18 protein-coding genes are annotated in these 22,531 nt (G+C 69.9%); 8 read left to right on the top strand and 10 right to left on the bottom strand.

All coding sequences use genetic code 11. The features are described 5' to 3' along the window. Positions 1-75: 75 nt before the first annotated feature. The 3 genes from CURTO8I2_RS15265 to CURTO8I2_RS15255 are packed head-to-tail and all read left to right on the top strand — an operon-like array spanning position 76 to position 979. Positions 76-306 carry a hypothetical protein gene (locus CURTO8I2_RS15265; protein ID WP_159682091.1) on the top strand — a complete coding sequence of 77 codons (231 nt, stop codon included), beginning with the start codon at positions 76-78 and terminating at the stop codon, positions 304-306. A 26-nt stretch (positions 307-332) separates the two neighbouring features. Beyond that, positions 333-581: a DUF1653 domain-containing protein gene (locus tag CURTO8I2_RS15260; RefSeq protein WP_159682090.1), complete on the top strand. Its 249-nt coding sequence runs from the start codon at positions 333-335 to the stop codon at positions 579-581. Beyond that, positions 581-979 carry a VOC family protein gene (locus tag CURTO8I2_RS15255; protein WP_159682089.1) on the top strand — a complete coding sequence of 133 codons (399 nt, stop codon included), beginning with the start codon at positions 581-583 and terminating at the stop codon, positions 977-979. The genes CURTO8I2_RS15260 and CURTO8I2_RS15255 overlap by 1 nt, the downstream gene beginning before the upstream one ends. Before the next feature lie 45 nt (positions 980-1,024). On the opposite strand, the gene CURTO8I2_RS15250 is transcribed toward CURTO8I2_RS15255, so the two are convergent. Together CURTO8I2_RS15250 and CURTO8I2_RS15245 are read right to left on the bottom strand one after the other, a co-directional pair. After that, the gene (locus CURTO8I2_RS15250; protein ID WP_159682088.1) at positions 1,025-1,807 is read right to left on the bottom strand and encodes a hypothetical protein; all 783 of its coding nucleotides are present in this window, start codon (positions 1,805-1,807) and stop codon (positions 1,025-1,027) included. Positions 1,808-2,055: 248 nt separating this feature from the next. Further along, positions 2,056-3,210 (bottom strand): aldo/keto reductase, encoded by a 1,155-nt coding sequence (locus CURTO8I2_RS15245; protein ID WP_159682087.1) that lies wholly within the window; start codon positions 3,208-3,210, stop codon positions 2,056-2,058. 188 nt (positions 3,211-3,398) lie between these two features. Here CURTO8I2_RS15245 and CURTO8I2_RS15240 point away from each other — a divergent pair, with 188 nt between their 5' ends. Next, the gene (locus tag CURTO8I2_RS15240) at positions 3,399-4,007 is read left to right on the top strand and encodes a LysE family transporter (RefSeq protein WP_236551185.1); all 609 of its coding nucleotides are present in this window, start codon (positions 3,399-3,401) and stop codon (positions 4,005-4,007) included. 187 nt (positions 4,008-4,194) lie between these two features. Here CURTO8I2_RS15240 and CURTO8I2_RS15235 read toward each other — a convergent pair whose 3' ends face one another. The 5 genes from CURTO8I2_RS15235 to CURTO8I2_RS15215 are packed head-to-tail and all read right to left on the bottom strand — an operon-like array spanning position 4,195 to position 11,520. Continuing rightward, positions 4,195-6,168: a S9 family peptidase gene (locus CURTO8I2_RS15235; protein WP_159682085.1), complete on the bottom strand. Its 1,974-nt coding sequence runs from the start codon at positions 6,166-6,168 to the stop codon at positions 4,195-4,197. After that, the gene (locus tag CURTO8I2_RS15230) at positions 6,165-7,148 is read right to left on the bottom strand and encodes an alpha/beta hydrolase (RefSeq protein ID WP_159682084.1); all 984 of its coding nucleotides are present in this window, start codon (positions 7,146-7,148) and stop codon (positions 6,165-6,167) included. The genes CURTO8I2_RS15235 and CURTO8I2_RS15230 overlap by 4 nt, the downstream gene beginning before the upstream one ends. Beyond that, entirely contained in the window at positions 7,145-7,777 is a 633-nt protein-coding gene (locus tag CURTO8I2_RS15225; RefSeq protein WP_159682083.1) for an FMN-binding negative transcriptional regulator, read from the bottom strand. Before CURTO8I2_RS15225 ends, CURTO8I2_RS15230 begins: the two co-directional genes overlap by 4 nt. Continuing rightward, complete coding sequence (locus CURTO8I2_RS15220) at positions 7,777-9,237, bottom strand: amidase family protein (RefSeq protein ID WP_159682082.1); 1,461 nt, start codon at positions 9,235-9,237, stop codon at positions 7,777-7,779. Before CURTO8I2_RS15220 ends, CURTO8I2_RS15225 begins: the two co-directional genes overlap by 1 nt. Positions 9,238-9,276: 39 nt before the next feature. Next, positions 9,277-11,520: a TonB-dependent receptor gene (locus CURTO8I2_RS15215; RefSeq protein ID WP_159682081.1), complete on the bottom strand. Its 2,244-nt coding sequence runs from the start codon at positions 11,518-11,520 to the stop codon at positions 9,277-9,279. 306 nt (positions 11,521-11,826) lie between these two features. Between CURTO8I2_RS15215 and CURTO8I2_RS15210 the strand changes: the two genes are divergently transcribed. Further along, a complete protein-coding gene (locus CURTO8I2_RS15210; protein ID WP_159682080.1) occupies positions 11,827-12,318 on the top strand; it encodes an Lrp/AsnC family transcriptional regulator in 492 nt (163 codons plus the stop codon). A 4-nt stretch (positions 12,319-12,322) separates the two neighbouring features. Here the strand turns inward: CURTO8I2_RS15210 and CURTO8I2_RS15205 are convergent, their stop codons facing one another. Together CURTO8I2_RS15205 and CURTO8I2_RS15200 are read right to left on the bottom strand one after the other, a co-directional pair. Next, entirely contained in the window at positions 12,323-14,428 is a 2,106-nt protein-coding gene (locus CURTO8I2_RS15205; RefSeq protein WP_236551184.1) for a gluconolaconase, read from the bottom strand. 9 nt (positions 14,429-14,437) lie between these two features. After that, positions 14,438-15,607 (bottom strand): class I SAM-dependent rRNA methyltransferase, encoded by a 1,170-nt coding sequence (locus tag CURTO8I2_RS15200; protein WP_159682079.1) that lies wholly within the window; start codon positions 15,605-15,607, stop codon positions 14,438-14,440. A 243-nt stretch (positions 15,608-15,850) separates the two neighbouring features. Here CURTO8I2_RS15200 and CURTO8I2_RS15195 point away from each other — a divergent pair, with 243 nt between their 5' ends. Further along, a complete protein-coding gene (locus tag CURTO8I2_RS15195; RefSeq protein WP_159682078.1) occupies positions 15,851-16,810 on the top strand; it encodes a TerC family protein in 960 nt (319 codons plus the stop codon). A 39-nt stretch (positions 16,811-16,849) separates the two neighbouring features. Here the strand turns inward: CURTO8I2_RS15195 and CURTO8I2_RS15190 are convergent, their stop codons facing one another. Continuing rightward, positions 16,850-18,046 carry a GGDEF domain-containing protein gene (locus tag CURTO8I2_RS15190; RefSeq protein ID WP_159682077.1) on the bottom strand — a complete coding sequence of 399 codons (1,197 nt, stop codon included), beginning with the start codon at positions 18,044-18,046 and terminating at the stop codon, positions 16,850-16,852. Between the two features lie 149 nt (positions 18,047-18,195). Between CURTO8I2_RS15190 and CURTO8I2_RS15185 the strand changes: the two genes are divergently transcribed. Beyond that, positions 18,196-18,993 carry a rhomboid family intramembrane serine protease gene (locus CURTO8I2_RS15185; RefSeq protein ID WP_159682076.1) on the top strand — a complete coding sequence of 266 codons (798 nt, stop codon included), beginning with the start codon at positions 18,196-18,198 and terminating at the stop codon, positions 18,991-18,993. Between the two features lie 832 nt (positions 18,994-19,825). Beyond that, on the top strand, positions 19,826-22,528 hold the full coding sequence (locus tag CURTO8I2_RS15180) for a bifunctional acetate--CoA ligase family protein/GNAT family N-acetyltransferase (RefSeq protein ID WP_159682075.1): 2,703 nt from the start codon (positions 19,826-19,828) through the stop codon (positions 22,526-22,528). The last annotated feature ends 3 nt before the right edge of the window (positions 22,529-22,531 follow it).

Raw genomic sequence — 22,531 nt, 5'->3', positions numbered from 1 at the left:
TTCTAGCGGGCGGCGTCTCAGCGGCTGCGCCTGCGTGCGAAACTCGCGCCTGGAATGGCACACGAGACGACAGCGATGCAGCGCACCCGGGCGATCGACGACGCGAAGCGGCGGTTCACCCGGCCGGTGGTGATGGTGGGCCGCTGCCTGCTGCTGATCGGTGCGGGTGTGCTGGCCGCGATCCATCTGTTCGCCACCGACGGAGAGGCGCGCGATCTGGGCCGCATCGTCGGTGGCGCCGTGGTGGTGCTCGGGCTGGTCGTCTACGTGTCCGGCCTGCTCGTGTCCACGCGCGCACGCCGCTGATCCTCGCCCTTTCTCCGGAGACGCCGATGTCCGACCTGCCTGCATTGCCCACGCTCGCGCCGGGCCGCTATCGCCACTACAAAGGTCGCGACTACGACGTCATCGGCGTGGCGCGGCACAGCGAGACGCTGGAACCGGTGGTGGTCTACCGCCCGCTGTATGGCGAAGGCGCGCTGTGGGTACGGCCACACGCGATGTTCGTCGAAACGGTCGATGTCGATGGCCTCGAGGTGCCGCGCTTCGCGCCGGTCGCCACGGCCACGGAGGGCATCTGATGCAGGCCATGCCTTCGGTCGCACTTCGCCAGGTCGCGGTGACGGTCTCCGACGTCGACACCGCGCTCGGTTTCTATCGCGACGTGCTGACACTCGAATTCCTGTTCCACGCCGGCCCCGGGCTCGCGTTTCTCGACGCGGGCGGTGTGCGCCTGATGCTCAGCACGCCGCAGGGCGCCGGCGAGGTCGGGTGCAATTCGGTGCTGTATTTCAGCGTGCGCGACATCGTCGCTACGTTCGAGGCGTGCGTGACCCGCGGCGCGACCGCCGAACGTGCACCCGCACTCGCCGCGCAGATGCCCGACCACGCGCTGTGGATCGGCTTCCTGCGCGATCCCGACGGCAACCTGGTCGGATTGATGGAAGAAGTGCGCGGCAGCATTTCGCCCGGCGGCTGACGCCCCGCCCTGCCAGCGCGCGGCGCGCGCTGGCAGGCGTCGACGTCAGAAGTCCCAGCGCGCCGACAGGGTGACCGGCACGGAGAACCGGCTGCCGGTGTCGTTGATCGACGCCAGGCCGAGACCACCGATGGCGCTGTCGTCGTCCTTGAGGTCGGCGATGTAGCGCACGCCGCTGGCCAGGGTGACGCTGAAGCGCTCGCTGACCGGCATGATCACGCCGATGTCCAACCCGCCGGTGGCGGACCAGCCGGATTCGTAGAACGGGGCATCGGCGATGGTGATGCCGGCATCGGGAATCTCGAACGTCGCGCGGATCTCGTCGACGCGCGCGGCGCCGGCGCGTGCGCCGACGAACGGGCGCGCGTAGCCGGGCGTGCCGAAGTAGTAGCGGTACCCGATCTCGGCCGACACCGCCTTGTAGTCGCTGAAGGTGCCGAAGACCGGGAGTTCGGTGGCCAGCGCCGGCACGAACGCGCCGCCCACCTGCACCGTGCCGTCGTCGGCCTCGGTCCGGCGCACCTGTCCGAACAGCTCGGAGCGGTCGTCGAACGCGTAGGCGAATTCGACGCCCACCGTGGCGGCCAGGTCGTAGATGCGGTCATGTTCGCGCGCGCCGATGCGCAGTTCGGCGTCGACGCCGGCCAGTGCAGGATTCAGGAGGCCGAGGTCCGGGACGGCGGCCACCGTCCCGTCGTGGACTTCGCCGTTGACCGGCACGTCCACGCCGCCGACGAGCGACATCGAGAAACGTCCGGCTTCAGGGCCGGCGGCGTGCGCCGTGGTTGCCATGAGAGCCGCGAGGGGTGCAGTGAGCCAGATGCGCATGGGAATCTCCGGATCAGGAAAGGGGATGGCCACACGCGACATGACATGTGGTTGCCGATTCCTACGCCGCTGCGGGACGTTCGGATTCCCTGTCGATGCCGTCGCGCGAGGCCGGCATCCGCCGGGCGCACGGGCCGCACATCGCGCATCCAGTGTCGGCGCGGGCCGGGTCCCTGTTCACGGGAGCGGCAGTGCCCCGCGACGCGAGCGTCCGGCGCTGCGCCGCAAAACGCAGCGGGCGCGCCGGGTCAGGCCGCGTCGGGCACCGGCGCGTTCGCGGTGATGATCTCCGCGGCGCGCAGGTCCGACCACACGGCCGCCGGAATCGCGACCGACATCGAGGCGATGTTCGCGGCCACCTGCTCGGCATTGCGCGCGCCCGGCACGATCGCCGAGACCACTTCGGGTGCATTGGCGAACTGCAGCGCGACGGTGCGCAGGTCGACGCCGTGCGCGCGCACGATCTCCTCGGCCTTCGCACGCTTGCGCTGTGCATCCGGCGGCACCGGCTGCGAGCCGTAGAGGTACCGGTCGCGGCCGGCGAGGAAACCGGCCAGCAGCGGCGAACCGACGATCACCGAAATGCCGCGCGTCGCGAGATTCGGAAAGGTGTGGTCGAGCGCCCGTTCGTGGTCCAGCAGCGAGTACTGGCAGGCCAGCAGGAAGATGTCGGGATCAGCGACTTCGATCGCGCGCATCGCCGGGTCCGGCGTGTTGACGCCCATGCCCCAGGCCTTGATCAGGCCTTCCTCGCGCATCTTCGTCAGTTCCGGAAACGCACCGGTCCGCGCCTGTTCGAAATATTCGAGCCAGCGATCGCCCATGTCGCCGTTGTCGGGCGACAGGTCGTGCACCAGCACGATGTCGAGCGAATCGATCCCCAGGCGCTGCAGGCTGTCTTCCACCGAGCGGCGCGTACCTGCGGCGCTGTAGTCGTAGCGATAGGCGAACGGCGGCGGGTCCTTCCAGCTGACTCTCGGCGTTTCTTTCGTCGCGGTCAGCAGGCGTCCGACCTTGCTGGAGATGACGTAGTCCTCGCGCGGCTTCTGGCCCAGCACGTGCCCGAAACGACGCTCGGAGCGGCCCAGGCCGTACCAGGGCGAGGTATCGAACAGGCGCATGCCGCCGTCCCACGCGGCTTCCAGCGTGGCCTGCGCGTCGTCTTCGGTGACCACCGCCCAGTTGTTGCCCAGCGGCGCGCCGCCCAGGCCGACGCGTGGCGTGGGGCGGTACTTGCGCCCGCCGGCAGGGTTGGTCGGCAGCGGCTGCGGCTGCGCCGCCTGGCGGCCCCGCGTCGGCAGCACGTCGCCGGGCGCGGTCTGCGCGTTGGCGATCAGCGGCGTGGCGGCGAGCGTGGCGGCGCCGAGCGCGGCGGCGGACAGGAAGGTGCGACGTGAAGGCATGGGGTTCTCCGGCAGCAGGGATTGCGACCACCCGCCCGACCCTTCGGCCCCCTGCGTCGATGCCCGCGACTGCACACCGTGCCAGCCGCGCCGCCGAGGGACCGTGAACCGGCACCGCGCCACATGGATGGCACGCGACGCGCGCGTACGATGCGCGCTCGATCCGCAGCGGTGACGACATGGGCTGGATGGGCATTTCCGATCTGCCGACCTTCGTGGTCGCGGTCCTCGTATTCCTCGCGATTCCGGGGCCGGGCACGTTCGCGCTGCTGACCGCGACCGCGCGGGGCGGCGTGCGGGCGGGGTATGCGGCGTTCCTCGGCCTGGCGCTCGGCGACCAGGTGCTGCTGTGGCTGGCGGCAGGGGGCGTGGCCGCATTGCTCGCCGCCAATCCGATGCTGTTTCGCGGCGTGCAGTGGCTCGGCGCGGCGTATCTGGTGTGGATCGGCGTGCAGCTGTTGCGCAGTCGCGGCGACGGCGCAGGTGTGGTGGCGATGGGCCGCGGCCACTGGTTCCGCCAGGGCGTGCTGATCACCCTGCTCAATCCGAAGGCCGTGCTGTTCTACATGGCCTTCTTTCCGCTGTTCATCGATCCCGCGCAGCACCGCGGCTTCGCGACGTTCGCGGCGATGTCGCTGCTGATCTGCGTGCTCGGGCTGCTGTACTGCTCGCTGCTGATTCTCGCGGGCCATGCGCTGCGCGCGCGGGTCGCCCGCGAGCCCCGGATTGCGATGTGGCTGCGGCGGATTGCAGGTGCGTGTCTGGTCGGCTTCGGGATCAGGCTCGCGCTCAACTGAAGCAGGCGCGCGTACACCGCGAGGGTTCGCGCGCGGGCGCGCCCCTACACAAGCCGGGCGGTCACGGAGGCGGAGTCGGTAGGAACGCGTTTGCGCGAACGCAGCGCGGCCTTGCGTGGTGCTCGAAACCGCACGGGCGCGTCCCTGTGTCCACTGACCATCCGGCTGTACTTCGACCGGGTCAACTTCAGCGCAGTTCGCGCTCCAGCCAGTCGACGACCCGCTGCTGCAGGTCGATCTCGTGCGCCTGCTCATGGAACCAGTGCGGGCCGCGCGGATAGGTCACCAGTTCGACCGGGGTGCCGTTGAAGCGCAGCGCGCGATAGAACATCTGCGCTTGGGACAATGGCACGCGTGCATCGGCCTCGCCGTGCAGCAGCAGCACCGGTACGTGCACATCGGCCGCGTGGTGCACCGGCGACTGCGCGTCGTAGGTGTCGCGTTTCCGCAGCGGATCGCCGAAGTAGCCGGGCAGGTAATCCGGCACGTCGTTGGTCAGCGCCGCGCTGGCGAGATCGAGTACGCCGGCGCCGACGATCGCGGTGCGAAACCGGTCGCTGCGCGCGACCGCCCAGGCGGACAGATAGCCGCCGTAACTCCAGCCGCCGATCGCGATGCGTTCGGGATCGACGACGCCTTCTGATTCCAGCACATCGACGCCGTCGAGCACGTCCTGCAGCGGGCCGTCGCCCCAGTCGCCGCGGGCGAGTTCAGCGAGCGCACTGCCGTGGCCTTCGGAGCCGCGCGGATTCGGCAGCAGCACCGCGTAACCACGCGTGGCGAGCAGCTGCGCCCATTCGTGCCACGAGCCCTGCCAGCCCGACCACCACGCCCATGCAGGTCCGCCGTGGAGCTGCACCAGCGTCGGCAGCGGCGTTGCGCCGTCCCAGTCCGGCGGCGTGACCAGCAGGGCGCTGATCGCCCGGCCGTCGCGCGACGATGCCCATTCGAGTTCGCGCACGCGGCCCAGCGCCCAGTCCGCGACCTGCGGCTGGTGATCGCTGCGTTGCGCGAGCCGCGTGCCGTCCCAGGTCCAGACATTGCCCGGACTGTCGTCGCGCAGGCCGAGGTAGGCGATGCGGCCGTCGGCAGATGCGGTGAAGCTGCGATACGGAATCTGCGGCTGCGCGACTTCGGTGGCCGCACCGCTCGACGCATCGAGCCGCAGCAGCGCACCGCGGATGCCGCGCTGGCCCTGGCCGAGCAGCGTGGTGTCGGTCTGCCAGCGCGCGAGCCACAGCGTGCCGGGCCAGGCTTCGCCGAGCGCGACCTGCGTGCCGCGCGCGATGTCGTGGACGATCGGCGTGGCGACCATGCCATGCGCGCCGAGCCGGCCGTAGAGCAGGCGTGTGCCGTCCGGCGACCACTGCAGCGGATGCGCGGACGCGTGCGGTTCCAGCACATCGCCGATGCGGCCGCTGTCGACATCCAGCAGCACGACCGCCGAGTCGTACCAGAAGTCGTTGAGCGTAGTGCCGGTCGAGCGGCGCAGCGCGAGCGTGCGGCCATCGGGCGACCAGGCGAGGTCGTGGACCTGCATGCCGACCGGCGTCAGCACACGCGCCGCGCCGGTCGCGAGGTCCTGTACCCAGACGCGCGAGAAGCGCGTGGGCTGTTCGACGACGACCGCATCGTCCTTGGCCGCCACGCGAGCGGCGTCCGCGTGCGACGGCGCGTCGGTCGCGAGCCAGGCGATGCGGCGGCCGTCGGGGGACAGATCGAAGCTGGCGACATCGGTCGCGGCGCGGGTCAACAACGTCGCCTGCGTGCCGTCGGCAGCGACGCGCCAGACCTGGTTCGCGCCGAGTGTCTGTCCGCCAGGCACCGGCCGGTCCGACAGGAACAGCAGCTGGCGGCCGTCGCGCGACCAGCGCGGCTGCCGGTCGCTGGCCTCGGCAGGCGCGGGCATCGCACGCGGCGCGGCGTCGCCGTCGAACGCCACGCGCCAGAGCTGTGTGCGCGGCGGTTCGCCGTCGGCGCGCGGCGTGCCGACGGTGTAGGCGATCCGGCGGCCATCGGGGCTGATCTGCGGATCGTCGACCGCGGCCAGCGCGGCGATGTCCTGCGGCGTGGGCACGTGTGCGCCCGTCGCCGACCCCTGCGCGGAAGCGATCGGCGCCAGCGCCAGCAGGGCGCACGACAGCAGCAGGGATCGGATCATGCGGACGCGTCCTGCGTCACGGCGAGCCGGATGCGCAGCCAGTGCGCACTGCGCGCAAGCGCAGCATGGGCGATGTCCGAGATCGACATGGCCTCGATGAAACTGTGCGGCGTTCGCGGATAGGCGTGTGCGTCGACATCGACGCCGGCCGCGCGCAGCCGCCCTGCCATCGTCGCGTTCTGCGATGCGAGCACATCGCGTTCGCCCCACAGCAGCAGGGTCGGCGGCAGATCGTGCAGTTCCGCATGGGCGGGCACGGCGTAGCCATCGCGGCAGGCATCGGCGTCCGGCCCGAGATACGCCGCCCAGTAGCCGGCCATCTCCTCGGCACTGAGCATGTCGTCGGCGGTGCCGAGCGTGCGCACCGAGTCCGCATCGAGCGCGGTATCGAACGCGCCGTAGATCAGCAGCAGCGCCTCGATGCCGCCATGCGCGCCGACGTCGCGCAGGCGCAGCGCAGCCGCGAGCGCGAGATTCGCACCGGCGGAATCGCCGCCCAGCGCAAGACGTGCCGCGTCGATGCCGAACGTGTCCGGCTGTTCGCGCAACGCCCGGATCGCGGCGAGGCACTGCTCGAGCGCCACCGGGTACGGATGCTCGGGCGCCAGTGCGTAATCCACGCCGATCACGACCACGCCGGTCCGCTCGGCGAGTTCGCGCATCAGCCGGTCGTGGGTGTCGAGACTGAAGAGACACCAGCCGCCACCGTGCAGATACACCAGTGCCGGCGACCTCGTGGCCACGCCCTGCGGACGGTGCACGCGCACGTCGACACCATCGGCGCCGTGGGCGATGCGATGCGTCGTGGTCGTCGCCATCACCGGTCCGCCGGCGCGCCACGGCGTGCGTACGGTCTCCGCGATTTCGCGCTGCTGCGGCCAGTCGAGATTGCGGCCACCGGCGAGTCGCGCGCCTTCGCTGCAGACCGTGTGCACGAAGGTGCGCAGCGCCGGATCCAGCGCGTCGAGGCTCGCGCTCACGTGGCGCGGTTCGCGTCGAAGTCGCGCATCCAGTCGACCAGCGCGTGTTCGCCGCCGCTGGCCAGGCCGGCGATCAGTTGTGCGAAGTCGTGCGGCGCTTCGTCCTGGCCGAGCTTGAACGTGGCGCGAGTCTCGACGATCCGCCCCCGCAAGGCGGTGACGCCCTGCGCGAGCCGCGCGTAGCGTTCGCCCATCTCCGGCAGCGCCCACGCATTCGGGCGCCCGGCTTCCATCGACGTGACCAGGGCGTCGAGTTCGTCGGCGATGTCGGCCTCGGTCTCGCTGCAGTCGACGTGCAGGGTGAACGCGGCGGCCGCGTAGTTCCAGCTCGGCGCCTGGGTGCGATCGTCGAGCCAGCTCGGCGACACGTAGGCGTGCGGTCCGATCACCAGCGCATGGGCGACCGGGTCGCGACGCAGACGCGCGACATGCGGATTGCGACGCGCGACGTGTCCGCGCAACGCGACCAGACGCCCGTCGGTATCGATTTCGGTGCGCAGCGGCAGTGGCGTGAACGCGGCATCGTCGCCGCCGGCGGAGACCAGCCATGCGAACGGCTGCGCGTCCAGCAGGCGCAGCACATCGCCGTCATGACGGGGGGCGTATCGGGAATCGCGGGCATGGCCCATCAGCGTGTGTCCTGTGTGGCGGCCACGGAGACCGGCGGCCAACGGTCGCACCACGGCGCGGCCGTTTCCAGTTCGAAGGCGAGCGCAAGCAGGGTGGCTTCGTGGCCGCGGTCGGCGGCGAACTGCAGACCGATCGGCAGGCCGTCGCGACTGTGCGCGAGTGGCAGCGAGATCGCCGGCGTGCCGGCCAGATTCTGCAGCGGCGTGTACGAAATCCATTCGAACATCGCCGGCATCAGCGCATCGAAGTCGCGATCGGGCGCCAGCGTGCCGAGTGTCGGCGGCGGCGTGCGCAGCGTCGGGCACAGCAGCACGTCGTACTGCGCATGAAAGCGGGCGAATGCCGCGGGCAGGGCCGCGACGGTCGCCCAGGCCTGTTCGAGTTCGGGCACGCCGCAATGCGTGTCGTGCCAGTGCGCGAGGCCGCGCGTCCACGGTTCGAGCGCACGTTCGGCGAAGGCCGCGCCGCCCTGCGCGACCGCGAGTTCGACCGCGTCCGCACCGAGCCGCGACCACAAGGTGTACAGCGCCGCCCACACCGCCTCGCCGGGCAACGGCCAGGCGACCGGCTCGACGTCGTGGCCCAGCGATTCGCACAGTCGCGCCGTGGCATCGAGTGCGGCGGCGACTTCGGGATCGGGTGCAAGCCCAGGCAGCGCATCGACGACCAGGCCGATGCGCAGACGCTTCGCATCGGGGCCGCTCACCGGCGCTGGCCGTTCGGGATGCGCGGCCGCGAACGCCCATGCGGTATCGCGCACGCTGCGCGACATCAGGCTGTCGGCGACGATCAGGTCTTCGATCGCATGGCGCCCGCGCACCGGCACGCAGGTGCCGCGTCCGGGCTTGAGTCCGACGACGCCGCAGGCCGATGCGGGAATCCGGATCGAACCGGCACCGTCGCTGCCATGCGCCAGCGGCACGATGCCGGCCGCGAGTGCCGCACCGGCGCCGCCGCTGGAACCGCCGGGCGAATGCGTCAGCGACCACGGATTGGCGGTGACCGGCCCGAGCAGCGGTTCGGTCGAGCCCATCAGGCCGAATTCGGGCATCGCGCTCTTGCCGATCGCAACCAGACCCGCAGCCTCGAAACGCCGGACGAACGGCGAGGCCTCGTCCGCGGTCGCCAGCGTGCTGCTGCGGCTGCGCGAACCGCCACGCGTCGGCATGCCGGGCACGCGCAGCGAATCCTTCGGCAGCCACGGCACGCCGGCGAGCGGCGTGGCGGGGTCGACGCCCGCGGTATCGAGCACGCGCGCTTGCTGGCGGGCCGCTTCGAACGCGGTGTGGCTCAATGCGCCGAGCACGGGATCGAAATGGCGGGCGCGGAGAATCGCCGCGTCGGTCAGGTCCAGCGCGCTCACGTCACCGCGGGCGCGCAGCGCGGCCTGGGCGTGGGCGTCCAGCCGGCCGAGCGCGAGCGCATCGGCCAGCCGGGCAGGGGAATCGGACAGCGTCATGCAGAGGACAGCCTCGAATCGGAGTCGGCGGACGGCGGGTCAGTAACGCCAGTGCACGGTCAGGCCGACGGTGCGCGGCCGCACGATGCCCTGGCCGATGCCGTTGACCTCCGACACGCTGCGGGTGATGCCGCGGGTGTCACCGAGATTGCTGCCGAACAGGGTCACGTCGGTGGTGCCGAACGACATGCGGTAGCGCAGGTCGACGGTGTTGTAGTTGCCCTGTGCGTTGCGCACGGCGCCGGGCACGGCGGAGTTGAGATCGCTGATGCCGCTGCCGATGTACTGGTGCGCCAGCGTCAGCGTCGGCGAAAAGCGGGTGTCGAAGCGGTAGCGCAGCACGTTGCTGACGGTCCAGTCGGCCGAGCCCGGCAGCTGCGAACCGGCCGGCGCGGTGCCGGCGAACAGGATGTCGAGATCCTCGTCGAGGCGCGCCTGCTGCCAGGTCGCGGCCAGCGTCCAGTCGAAGCCGGCGGTCGGCCGCCACGTGGTGGCCAGTTCGATGCCGCGGCTGTAGGCCTTGCCGCCGTTGCTGGCGTAGTTGAAGAAGTCCGGCGTCTGCAGGCGCAGCTGGATGTCGCTCCAGTCGACATAGAACAGCGTGGCGTCGACCAGCCAGCGGCCGTCCGCCCAGCTGGTGCGCGTGCCGAGTTCGTAGTTGATCAGGCTGTCGCTGGTAGAACCGGCAGGAATCGGGAACGCACTGAGCCCGGGCGTGTTGGGTTCGCCGAAGCGGAAGCCTTCCGAGACCAGCGCGTAGAGCATCAGATCATCCGACGGCGTCCAGGTCAGCGAGGCCTTGGGGTTGAAGCCGTCCTCGTCGGTGCGCGAGCGGGTGACGATGGGATCGCCGGGATAGGTCGAGAACCCGACCTGGGTGGTCTGCGCGTCGACGCTGGTGCGGAAGAAGCGGCCACCGAGCGTGGCTTTCCACTGTTCGTCGAAATGGAAGGTGCCTTCGCCGAACACCGCGAGCTCGGAGCCGTCGAGATGGCTGTAGAACGCGTTGAACGTGGAACCGTCGGGTGCGATGACCGCGCCGCTGCCGGGGCCGAACAGCGACGAGCGGTCGAACGCACCTGCAGCGCCGGCGGCGCCGATGGTTTCGTAGAGATCCTTGTCGGTCTGGAACACCATGCCGCCGACCAGCCACTCCAGGCGCTGGTCACGAGGCGAGGCCAGACGCAGTTCGAGGCTGCGGCCTGTGCTTTCGCCGCCCGAGGCGATGAACAGCGGCGTGTCGAGATCGAGGTCGAGATCGGCGTTGTAGAACACGCGGATCGGCGTGAAATCGAATTGCCAGTCCTGCTGTTTGTGCTGCTGCGACAGCAGCGCGGTCAGCGTGGCGAAGCCGAGGTCCTGATCGAGCCGCAGGCTGTGCACGGCGACTTTCGTATCGGTGAATTCGGGAATCGCGGTGTCGCGTTCGAACTCGCCGAGTCCGGCGATGCGATAGCTGTTGTCGTCGGCATCGGTGTTCTGCCACAGGCTCAGCCAGCTCAGTGTGGTCGCCTCCGACGGCGTCAGCGTCACCGACAGGCGGCCGCCCGCGGTGCGGCTGTCGTTGCTGCCTTCGCGGCCGAGGCCGATGTTGTCGAGATAGCCGGGATCGTCGCGGTACTGCGCGACGGCGCGCACCGCGAGGATGTCGTCGGCGATCGGCAGGTTGACCATCGCCTTGGCGCCGAAGCCGATGTCGGCGTTGCGGGTCTGGCTGGCGGTGGCTTCGACGGCCGCGTCGAAGCCGGTCGGGTCGGCGACGTTGGCCACGTAGTTGATCGCACCGCCCATCGAGGCCGAGCCGAACAGCGTGCCCTGCGGCCCGCGCAGCACCTCGACGCGGTTGACGTCGAAGGCGTCGATGTCGGGAATGACGATGCTGAAGCCCGGCTCGGTCAGCGGCACTTCGTTGAGGAAATAGCCGGTCGTCGTCTGGCCCTGCACGTTGCCCGAGCTGGTCGCGATGCCGCGCATGACCACGTGCGAGACGCCCGGCTGGTAGTTGTTGAACACCACCCCCGGCGTGCGCTGGATGTAGTCGGCGAGCGACTGCGCGCCGAGGTCTTCGAGCTGCTGCCCGGTCACTGCCGAGACCGAGCCCGCGATCTCGCGGACCGATTCGTTGCGCTTGCCCGCGGTGACCACGATCGCGTCGAGATCGGTGGTCGAGGCGGGCGCGTCGGGCACGGGGGTCTGTGCCATCGCCGGGGCTGCGATCAACGGCGTACACAGGCAGACGAGACGGATGGCGTGGGCCAGGCGTGCGGTGGTGAGCGGCTTCATGGCAGTTCCCGTTGGGCGATGGCTGGGGTGGACCAGACCGGCGCAGCGGGGAAAAAAGCGTGCCCGGCCGCGGCGCTGACGGCTTCGAGTAATAGAAGACGGCTGCCACCGCGTCCAGCAGAATCCACGGGGCCTCGGGATCATGTAAATCATTGAATCTAAATGGATCGACCGTTCGAATGACCGCACATCCAACGGAATCGTCACGTCGATTACGCAGGATCTGCACCCCCGGGCCGCAAATTCGATACGTTGTACCGGCGCTGCAACGGCTGCATCGCTGTCCCATCCGATCCGGAGCGCCAGATGTCCGTCCGACCACCCGATCGCACCGACCTGAAAATCCTCGACGTCCTGCAGCAGGATGCACGGATCACCAATCACGCCCTCGCCCAACGCGTCGCGCTGTCGCCCAGCGCCTGCCTGGCCCGGGTGCGCGCGCTGGAACAGCGCGGGTTGATCCGCAGTTATCGCGCCCACGTGGCCGTCGACCGCATCCGCTCAGCGACCATCGTCATGGCGCAGATCAGTTTCCAGAAGCACGCACTGGAGGAGTTCAGCGCCTTCGACCATCGCATCCTCGCGATGCCCGAAATCGTCGAAGCCAGCCGGGTGTCCGGCCCCTACGACTACATGCTGCGGGTCATCGTGCGCGACGTGCACCACTGGAAGGACATTGCGCGCACGCTGCTCAGCGGGGACTACGGCGTGGAGAAGATCGTCTCCCACTTCCTGATGGACGAGGTCAAATCCTTTGCCGGTTATCCGTTGACCGACGACGGTCCGGCGCGTGGCTGACGCTTTAGTACAGCCGGATCGGCAGGTCGCGTGTCGCGGCGTTGCCGCTGGCGTCGCGCACCGTCGCGCGCAGCAGGTAATCGCCGACCGCCAGATCCGCCGGATCCCACAGCACCGGTTCGAGGCGGCCGTCGCGGACGACGTTGTTCACCGCGTAGCGGAAGCGCGTGCGCGCGGCGCCGTGCACGGTGATGCCGCTGTCGGCGGAATACGCCACGCGCACCGCGTCGCGGTGCGGCGGCATGCGGTCGAAATCGATCGTGTAACGCGGCGCCTCGAAGCCGGGCATCGGCGTCCCGTCCGCGGCCAGCAGTTGCCAGCCGAGCGTGTGCAGGCCGAGGCGCCGGCGCGGCAGGTTGCCGTCCACCTGGTCCCAGGCCTCGACGACGATCTGCAGACCACCGCCGTCGCGCGGCACGCGCACGCGGCCGTCTTCGCGCGACGTCACGGGTGCGTCGAGGGCGTCGAGCAGCGCGAGATCGTCGATGCGCGGCGCGATGGTGTCGACGAAATTGCGGAAGCCCAGCGCCACCGCGTTGCGCTGGTAGCCCGACGGGCCGACGACCAGGTGCACGTGGGCCTGCGCGTTGATCGTGCCGATCGTCTCGCCCGCGCGGATGTGCGTGCCGCGCGGAATGCGCACACGCATCGGTGTCCCATCGTCGCCTGCGATCAGCTGGAAACGCGGGTCGAGCGCCGCGCCGCGCGGCGTGCGGCCGACGCGCATGTGGATGTAGGTCAGGTCGTCGATCGCCAGGCGTTCGGCCTGATCACCGAATCCGGACGCGGCGTCGGGGCTGGCGACCTTGGCATCGGCAATCGCCAGCACCGGACTGCCGACATCGCCGCGCACGTCGAAACCGGCGTGCAGGTGGCTGCGCGATTCGCCGCGGAAATTGCCGCGCACCTCGCCCAGCGTGCCGACCACCTCGTGCCAGCCGTCCTGGGGCGCGAGCGGCCAGCGGCCGCGCGTGTCGGGGAGCGGCGCATCGGGCGCAGGCCCCACCGCGGCGTTGTCCAGGTTCTGTTTCGCGCCGGCGCGTCGCACCTGGGCGATGCGGTGCACGCGGTACGCCGCGGCATCGGCGACCCACAACCGCTCGAAACGATCGAAGGCGAGACCGGCCGGACGCGCGAGGCGCTGCGCCATGTCGCGACCGGTGAGCACGCGCGCACGCCCGTCGGGTTCGATCTGCAGCACGCGGCCCTGCGCGAGCTCGCCGACATACAGCCGCTGCTGCGCATCGAGGGCGATCGACACCGGCGAGACGGGCGCCGCGTCGGGTGCGTCGCCATGCAGGGCCAGCGTCGTCGTGGCGCCGTCGGGCGCGATGCGGCGGATCGCGTGGTTGCCGGTGTCGGCGATCCACAGCGCGCCGTCGTCGGCCAGTGCGAGTCCGCTGGGCGTATCGAAGCGCGCCTGCGCGCCGGTGCCGTCGGCCAGGCCCGGCCGTCCATCGCCGGCCAGCGTGCGCACCGTGCCGGCCTCGATCACCCGGATGCGGTCGTTGAACCCGTCGGCGACGAACACGCGCCCCGTCGCATCGACCGCCACGCCGGTCGGCGCATGGAAGCGCGCCTGCGCCACCGGACCATCGACGAAACCCGCCTCACCGGTGCCGGCCAGCGTCGTCACCGTGCCGTCGGGCGCGATGCGGCGGATCGCATGGTTGCCGGTGTCGGCGACGTAGAGCGTGCCGCTGGCATCCAGCGCCAGACCGGACGGCGTGTGGAGTCGCGCATCGGCGCCGCGCCCATCGGCGAAGCCTTCCAGACTGCCGGCGAGTGTGTCCACGCGGCCATCGGGCCACACGCGGCGGATGCGGTTCGACGCGCCGCCATCGGCAATGAGCGCGGTGCCGTCGGGCGCGACGACGATGCCGAAGGGATCGTCGAACCGGGCATCGCCGCGTGCGCCGTCGCGGACGCCACGGTGGCCGTCACCGGCCGCCAGTTCGATGCGCGCCGGCAGGCCTGCAGGCAGCGGGCCCGGCTCAGGCCGCTCGGGCGTGCGCCAGTCGCGCATGAAGCTGACCGCGAGCGCGACCGTCGTCAGCGCGGCGACGGCCCAGATCGCGCCGCGCAGGCCCGGCCGCAGCTTCCGCGCCATGCAGCGGGATCAGTCCACGACGCGGCAGAACACCGCCTTGAGGTAACGCGATTCCTGTACGTGGGCCATGAACGGATGATCGGCGCCCGCGCCCGCGACCTTGAGGATCTGGATCGTGCGGTTGGCGTAGAACGCCGCGCGCCGCAGCATGTCGAGGAACTGTTCCTCGCTGACCAGACCGGTGCACGAGAACGTGGCCAGCAGGCCGCCCGGCTTGACCACGCCGAGCGCGAGCTTGTTCATGTCGAGGTACTTCTTCAGCGCCGGAATCACCTGCTCGCGGTCGCGGGTCATCTTGGCCGGGTCGAGCACGACGACATCAAAGGTGTCGCCCGCGTTCGACGCATCGCGCAGCCACGGGAAGATGTCGGCCTGCACGAACCTGATGCGCGCATCGTTGAGCCGGGCGTTGCCCTTGGCGATCTCGATGACGTCCTCGTCGATGTCGATACCGACGACTTCGGCCGCGCCGCGCGCCGCCGCGTACACACCGAAGCCGCCGGTGTTGCAGCACAGGTCCAGCACGCGCTTGCCGGACACCTGGCGGCTTAGCCACTCGCGGTTCTCGCGCTGGTCGGCGAAGAAGCCGGTCTTGTGCGCGCCGGCCGGGTCGGCGCGGAAGCGGATGCCGTACTCGGTGATGATCGCCGGGTCCGCAGGCACGCTGCCGCGGTAGTCGAAACTCTCCTGCTTCTGCACGTGTTCGTCGGCGAAGCTGTGGAAGCGGCAGCCGGGGAACTGTTCCTTCAGCGCCTCGTAGATCCACTCGCGATGGCGGAACATGCCGGCGCTGAAGAATTCGACGACCAGCAGGTCGCCGTAGCGGTCGACCACCAGGCCCGACATCCCGTCGCCCTCGCTGTGCACGACGCGCCAGGCGTCGGACACCTCGTCGAGCTTGAGCACATCGCGACGCAGCGAGACCGCCTCGGCGATCTTGCGCGAGAACCAGCCGGCATCGACCGGCACGTCGGGATGCGTTTCGAGGATGCGCACGGCGATGCGCGAATGGCCGTTGTAGAAGCCGCGGCCGATCCAGTCGCCCTCCACGCCGATGACATCGACGATGCTGCCCGGCTTGGGGCGCTGCGCGGGTTTTTCGACCAGGCGCTGGAAAATCCACGGATGGCTGGAACGCCAGGCGTTCTTCAGGTGTACGGTCGGGTAGGGTGCGTTCATCGCGGCATTTTACCCGTCCACTTGATTGTGACGCGCGCGATGCGCACACTCCGCCCCCGAAGGGGAGTAGCTCCCGACGTGCAGGCCGTCATTTCGAGCAGCAATGCTCCGGTCGCACGGCAGCCCGACCGGGCTGTGAGCAAGACCTTCGCCGCACTGGCGAAGGCGTGTCCCCGGTTTCCGAGTCCCCGGTTCCCGAGACGTCCGCGCCCTGCGGTCACCTCCACCTGTCCGGGAATCTCGATGGAAACGATTGGCAATGTCTGGTTATGGGCCGGCTTCGGCGGCCTCGTCGTGGTCGCGCTGCTGGTCGACCTGGTGCTCATGCGCCATGGCGGCGCGCACAAGGTCACCTTCAAGGAAGCGCTGTGGTGGAGCCTGGGCTGGGTGGCGCTGGCGCTGCTGTTCAACGCCGGCCTGTGGTGGTACCTGCACGAGACCGCGGGCGCTGCGCTCGCCAACCGCGTGGGTCTGGAGTTCCTGACCGGCTATCTGGTCGAGAAGTCGCTGGCCGTCGACAACATCTTCGTCTTCCTGCTGCTCTTCACCTTCTTCGGGGTGCCCGAGGAACAGCGCCAGCGCGTGCTGATCATCGGCATCCTGCTGGCGCTGGTGCTGCGCGCGATCCTGATCTTCGTCGGCGCCGCGCTGCTGGCGCAGTTCCACTGGCTGCTGTACGTGTTCGGCGCGTTCCTGCTGCTGACGGGCTTCAAGATGTGGTTCGCCGCGGGCAAGGAACCGGATCTGGAGCACAACGTGGTGCTGCGCTGGATGCGCGGGCATCTGCGACTCACCGACGGCTACCGCGGCGACGCGCTGCGCGTGCGCGAAGGCGGTGCCTGGGCCTATACGCCGCTGTTCGTGGTGCTGGTGCTGATCGGCGTGATCGACGTGATCTTCGCGGTCGACAGCATTCCGGCGATCTTCGCGATCACCACCGATCCCTTCATCGTGCTGACCTCCAACGTCTTCGCGGTGCTGGGCCTGCGCGCGATGTTCTTCATGCTCGCCGGCATGGCCGACCGCTTCCATCTGCTGCCTTACGGTCTGGCCGTGGTGCTGGTCTTCATCGGCGCCAAGATGCTGCTGATCGACGTCTACAAGATCCCGGTGCTGTGGTCGCTGGGCGTCGTGGCGGTGATCCTGGCCGTCACGGTGGCGCTGAGCCTGGCGCGGCCGCCCAAGCCCCTGCCCGGGGCCTGAGGCACGGGCCCGTCGCCGGCGCGCGTCACGCCGCCGGCGTCAGGCCTGCGCGGGCAGGTCCAGTTCGAGGTCGTGATCGATCACCCGGTCGCGGCCGGTGCGCTTGGCCAGGTACAGCCGTCGGTCGGCGATGGCGAGCAGACGGTCGAGGTCGCCGTCGCGCCCCTCGCGCATGTGGGCGATACCGATCGACAGGGTGACCGGCACTTCGATGCCGTCGATCCGCAGCGGCCGTGCGGCGATGGCGTGGCGCAGGACCTGGGCCCGGTGCGCGGCCTCGCCCGCCGTCACGCCCATCAGCAGCATGCAGAATTCGTCGCCGCCGAACCGGCCGGCGATGTCGTCGGGCTGCAGGCACGCGCGCATCGCCGCCGCCACCGCCACCAGCACGCGATCGCCGATGGCGTGTCCATGGCGGTCGTTGACGGTCTTGAAGCTGTCGGCGTCGATCATCAGCAGCGCGAGCAGGTCGTCGCCGTCGCGCCGCGACAGGCGACGGTGCGCCTCTTCGAAGAACGCGCGCCGGTTGTGGATGCCGGTCAGCGCATCCTCGGCGGCGAGACCCTCGAGCCAGCGCTGCTGGCGTTCGAGCTGCAGCAGCAGGAACGCGAACGTGGCGAACACCGGCGCGACCAGGAAGTACGCCAGCGCGAGCTGCTGGCCCGGCGTGATGCCGGCATCGAAGGCGGGGCCGGACTGCGGATTCCAGCCCTGCTCGGCAAGACGGTAGATGCAGACCAGCGCCGCGCCGGCGAACAGCACCAGCAGGGCCCGCTCGGGCGCGGGTCGCCGTCCACGGCGACGGATGGGGGCGCGCAGCGACAGCAGCACGGTCAGCAGCGCGGCGACCCAGAACATGGCGATGCGCGCCTGTGGCGTCTGTGCGGGCACCAGCAGCGCGAGCAGCAGCATCAGCGCCGGCAGATAGACCACCGCCCACGACAATGGTGTTCGCGCAGGGGTCGACGGCAGGCTGCGCAGCAGCGCGCGCAGCATGGCGGCGTAGCCGGCGACCAGCAACGCGCAGGCGATGGCCTGCAGCGCGCCGCCGAGCACGGTCGCCGGCACTGCGAACAGCGGCCATGCCAGCGTCTGCAGCGCGAGACCGGCGGTCCATTCGCGCAGCCCCGCGCGCTCGCGGATCCGGTGCTCGCGCAGGACCAGCCACGCCATCGCCGCCAGCGAAACCGCCAGCAGCACGAACATCGCCAGCAATGTGACCTGCCAGGCATCCACGGGATTCGGGGTTCCGATGTGCGCCCCGGGGGCCGGGGCCGCGCGACACGGTAGCGTACGGACGTGTGGCGCGGGTCGTGTGCGGTGTCGAACGGCGACGGCGGTCACGCCGTCTTGCAACGGCGCGAACCGTCGCCATGCTGGGGTGCATGCATCTCGACAGCCCCGACGACCTTCCCGATTCCGAACAGCAACGCGCGCACGACAAGCGCCGGTTGTCCAATGCGCTGAAGGCGAGCGTGCTGTTCGTGCTGCTGCTGTGCATCGCGTTCGGCGTGCAGGCGGCGATCGACTGGCGCTTCCTCGCAGTGCAGCCGGGCGAGTGGGCCGGTCTGCTCGGCCTGCTCACCGCGCCGCTGCTGCACGGCTCGCCGGAACATCTGATCGCCAATGCCAGCGCGCTCTTGCTGCTCGGCTCGCTGGCACTGGTGGTCTATCCGCGCGCCACGCTGCGCGGCCTGCCGCTGATGTGGCTGGGCTCGGGTCTGGGCGCCTGGCTGATGGGCGTGCCGGGCTCGCATCACCTGGGCGCCAGTGGCGTGACCCATGGGCTGATGTTCCTGGTGTTCGTGCTCGGCCTGCTGCGCCGCGACCGGCCGTCGATCGCGGCCGGCATGATCGCGTTCCTGTTCTACGGCGGCATGCTGCTGACGGTGCTGCCGCAGGAGCCGGGCGTGTCCTGGCAGTCGCACATGGGCGGGGCGGTCGGCGGCGTACTGGCCGCGTTCTGGTTCCGCTACGCCGATCCCGTCCCGCCCCGGCGGCGCTACAGCTGGGAGATCGAGGAGGAAGAAGCGGTTCGCGCCGAGCGCGAGCGCCGCGACACGTTCGAACCGCCCGCCCCGCACGACGTGCCGGTGCTGTGGGACCGACCCACGCGCGACGACACGCGCGGTGTCGTGCTGCGGTTTCCGGATCGACGGGGTGGACACGACGGCGAGCGCTGATGTCCTTTCGCTCGCAGCTTTGCGAGAGCCCTCCCTCGCATTGCGGGGGAGGGTTGGGAGGGGGCAAACGCTCAAAGGCGGAAATTTGTGCTCGGGCGTGGTCTGGTGCCGGGACGCTTCGCGCGAGCCAGTCATATGAGAGTAGGTCATCGCCAGGGTTTTTACCCAAAACCCCCGCCGGTATTCCGGCGGGGGTTTTTCTTTGCGCCGGATTTGCCAAAGCAATCGACCGGGGAAACTCGAGGGAATGGCTGAGAGAAAGTCTCGGCTGAAACTCGGTAACACAGTCAACCGGGCGCGCGTGGGGAAGGCGCCGGGAATATGGGGAGTGTTTCAGGACTTCTGGGCTCAGCTTGGTCCGGGTTTGCTGGGGAACGCCTGGAATCCCCCCGCTCTGGACACGATGTTCCTGATGCGAAAGTTGGGTCTGCCGGGCCGCCGTGCTCGCGAGTATCCGAGCGCATTGAAGATTTGTTGAAACCCGCGGCGCGAGACTGCTTTGTGCCTAGCAGCGGCGTTCCCAGCATTGATGATCGCCTGTAGATCCCGGCTCACGCTGCAAGCTGCTGAAGCGCGAACTCATCGTCGACATCCGATCGGATTCCGCAGTGTCGGCATCCGTCGCGAGGTCTGGGAGACCGTATGCGAGGCGCCTCAAGCCCTCGGAACAGCGATACAGCAGGGTTGATGGACCAAGACCCGCGCGGGCCGGCGCGGTGAACGCCGCTCTGGACGTGCCGACATGCGGTGCGCCGCATCACCCCGGGATGCGGCGTTCCGATATGGGCGTCGTGTATCGTCTGCCCTCGTTCCGAAGACGGCGCATGCCGCGATGAGCACCTACGCACTGCAGTCCGTGTTCCATCCTGCGTCGGTGGCGGTCGTCGGTGCCAGTCCGCGCTCACGTTCGCTGGGTCGGCTGGTCCTGCAGCAGCTGCGCGCCGGCGGATTCGGGGGCCCCATCGGCCTGGTCAACGCGCGGTATGCGGCGATCGATGGCCTCGAAGCGTCGCCCACGCTCGAGGCGTTGCCGTTCGTCCCGGAACTCGTGGTGATTGCGGTGCCCCCTGCCGACGTCGTCGGCACCGCAGAGGCCGCCGCCCGGGCTGGCGCGAAAGCCGCGATCGTGCTGACGCGTGACATGGGCGACGGCGCCGGCTCGCACAATGCGGCGCTGTCAGACGTTGCGCGCGCGCGCGGGCTGCGCATCGTGGGGCCGAACTGTCTCGGCGTGATCGCCCCGCATGCGGGTCTGTTCGCCAGTTTCGCGGCCCATGCGCCGATCGCCGGCGATCTTGCCCTGATCTCACAATCCGGCGCCGTCGCTGCCGGTATTCTCGAATGGAGCCGGCCTCGTGGGATCGGGTTCTCCGCCGTCGCCTCGCTCGGCGACGCGCTCGACGTCGATTTTGCCGATCTGCTCGATTACTTCGCGACCGACCGGCACACCCGCGCCATCCTGCTGTACGTCGAACGGGTGCGGGATGCGCGCAAGTTCCTCTCCGCGGCCCGGGCGGCGGCCCGCGCCAAGCCGGTCGTGGTGGTCAAGCCCGGTCGACACGCACGGCGGGAGACCGCGGCGATCACCCACGCCGCAGCGCTCGCCGCGCCGGACGCGGTCTACGACGCGGCCTTCCGGCGTGCCGGGCTGTTGCGCGTCCATGCGCTCGACGAACTGTTCGCCGCGGCCGAGACGCTGTCGCACCTGGGCAGTCTGTCGGGCAACCGGCTCGCGGTGATGACCAACGGCGTCGGCGTGGGCATGCTCGCGCTCGACCGGCTGGTCGATCTCGGCGGCACGCGCGCCTCCTTGTCGGATACGACGCTGGAGACGCTGGACGCCGTTCTGCCGGCCAGCTGGTCACGCCGCAATGCGGTGGACATGCTCGGCGACGCCGATGGCGAGCGGTATGCCGCGACACTGGACGCATTGCTCGACGACCGCGATACCGACGCGGTGCTGGTGATGCAGGTGCCGACCGTGTTGTCGGATCCCGACGATGTGGCGGAGGCCGTCGTGCGCACGGTGCAGGCCCGCCCGCGCACCGGCACGCGCAAGCCGGTCCTGGCGGTGTGGCACGGCGATCAGCCCGGCGCCCGCAGAACCTTGGGGGACGCCGGCATCCCCGTCTACGACAGCGAGGCCGATGCCGTGCGCGGCTTCATGTATCTGGCTCGACATCACGAAGCGCAGCGGGCGCTGATGGAGACGCCGCCGAGCCTGCCGGACGACTTCGTCGTGGATCTGCCGGCGGCACGCGCCGTGGTCGATGCCGCCCTGGCGTCGTCGCAACGCCTGCTCGATCCGGAGGCGGCCGCGCGCCTGCTCGGCGCCTATGGCATTCCAGTGGCCGAGGTATTGCGCGCGCGCGATGCGGACGCCGCGGTCACGGCCGCACAGACGCTGCTCGCGCGCGTGGGCGCCGTCGCGGTCAAGCTCGATACCGCCGACATTGCGCACAAGTCGGATGTCGACGGCGTCCGACTGAACCTGACGACGCCGGAGGCCGTCCGCCTGGCGGCCGAGGACATCCTGCAGCGCGCACACACCCTGCAACCTCCTGTGCGGATCGACGGGGTCACCGTGCACGCAATGGCCCTGCGGCCCAAGGCGCGTGAGCTCATCGTCGGCATTGCCGACGACCCCACCTTCGGTCCGGTGATCGTGTTCGGCCGCGGCGGCACGGCGGTCGATGTGATCGACGACAAGGCCCTGATGCTGCCGCCGCTGGACCTGCGCCTTGCGCATGAGCTGATCGGGCGCACCCGCGCGTCGCGCATTCTCAAGGCGTACCGCGATGTGCCGGCGGCCGACGAACGCGCGGTGGCGCTGGTCCTGGTCAAGCTCGCGCAGATGGCAGCCGATATTCCTGAACTGCAGGAACTCGACATCAATCCGCTGCTCGCCGATCGCGATGGGGTGATCGCGGTCGATGCGCGCATCGCGCTCGCGCCGGTCAAACGGCTGCACAAGGGCCGCGGTCATCCGCGCTTCGCGATTTTTCCGTATCCGGTGGAGTGGGAACGCACGATCACACTGTCGAACGGAAACACGGCCTTCGTGCGGCCGGTACGCCCGGAAGACGAGGCGATGTTCCGGCGGTTCTTCGAACAGGTCAGCACCGAGGACCTGCGGTTGCGCTTCTTCAGCGCGGTGCGGCATTTCAGCCACGAGTTCATCGCGCGATTGACCCAGCTCGACTACGCGCGCTCGATCGCGCTGGCGGCGATCGACCCCTACACCGGCGAGATGCTGGGCGCGGTGCGTCTGCTCGCCGATGCGAACTACGACACCGGCGAGTACGGGATCATGGTGCGCTCCGACCTCAAGGGGGCCGGCCTGGGCTGGCGGCTGATGGGGATCATGATCGAGTACGCCTGCTGGCAGGGGCTGCGCGTCGTCGAAGGCCAGGTGCTGCGCGAGAACACCACGATGCTGGCGATGTGCCGTCAGTTGGGGTTCTCGGTGACCGCCGATCCCGATGACGCCACGGTCGCGATCGTGCGCCTGCCCGTCGAGGGCCACGACGCCTGAATC

The organism is Luteimonas sp. 9C (genome assembly GCF_902506295.1).
Taxonomy (GTDB): Bacteria; Pseudomonadota; Gammaproteobacteria; order Xanthomonadales; family Xanthomonadaceae; genus Luteimonas.
This window is presented reverse-complemented; position numbering and strand designations above follow the sequence as displayed.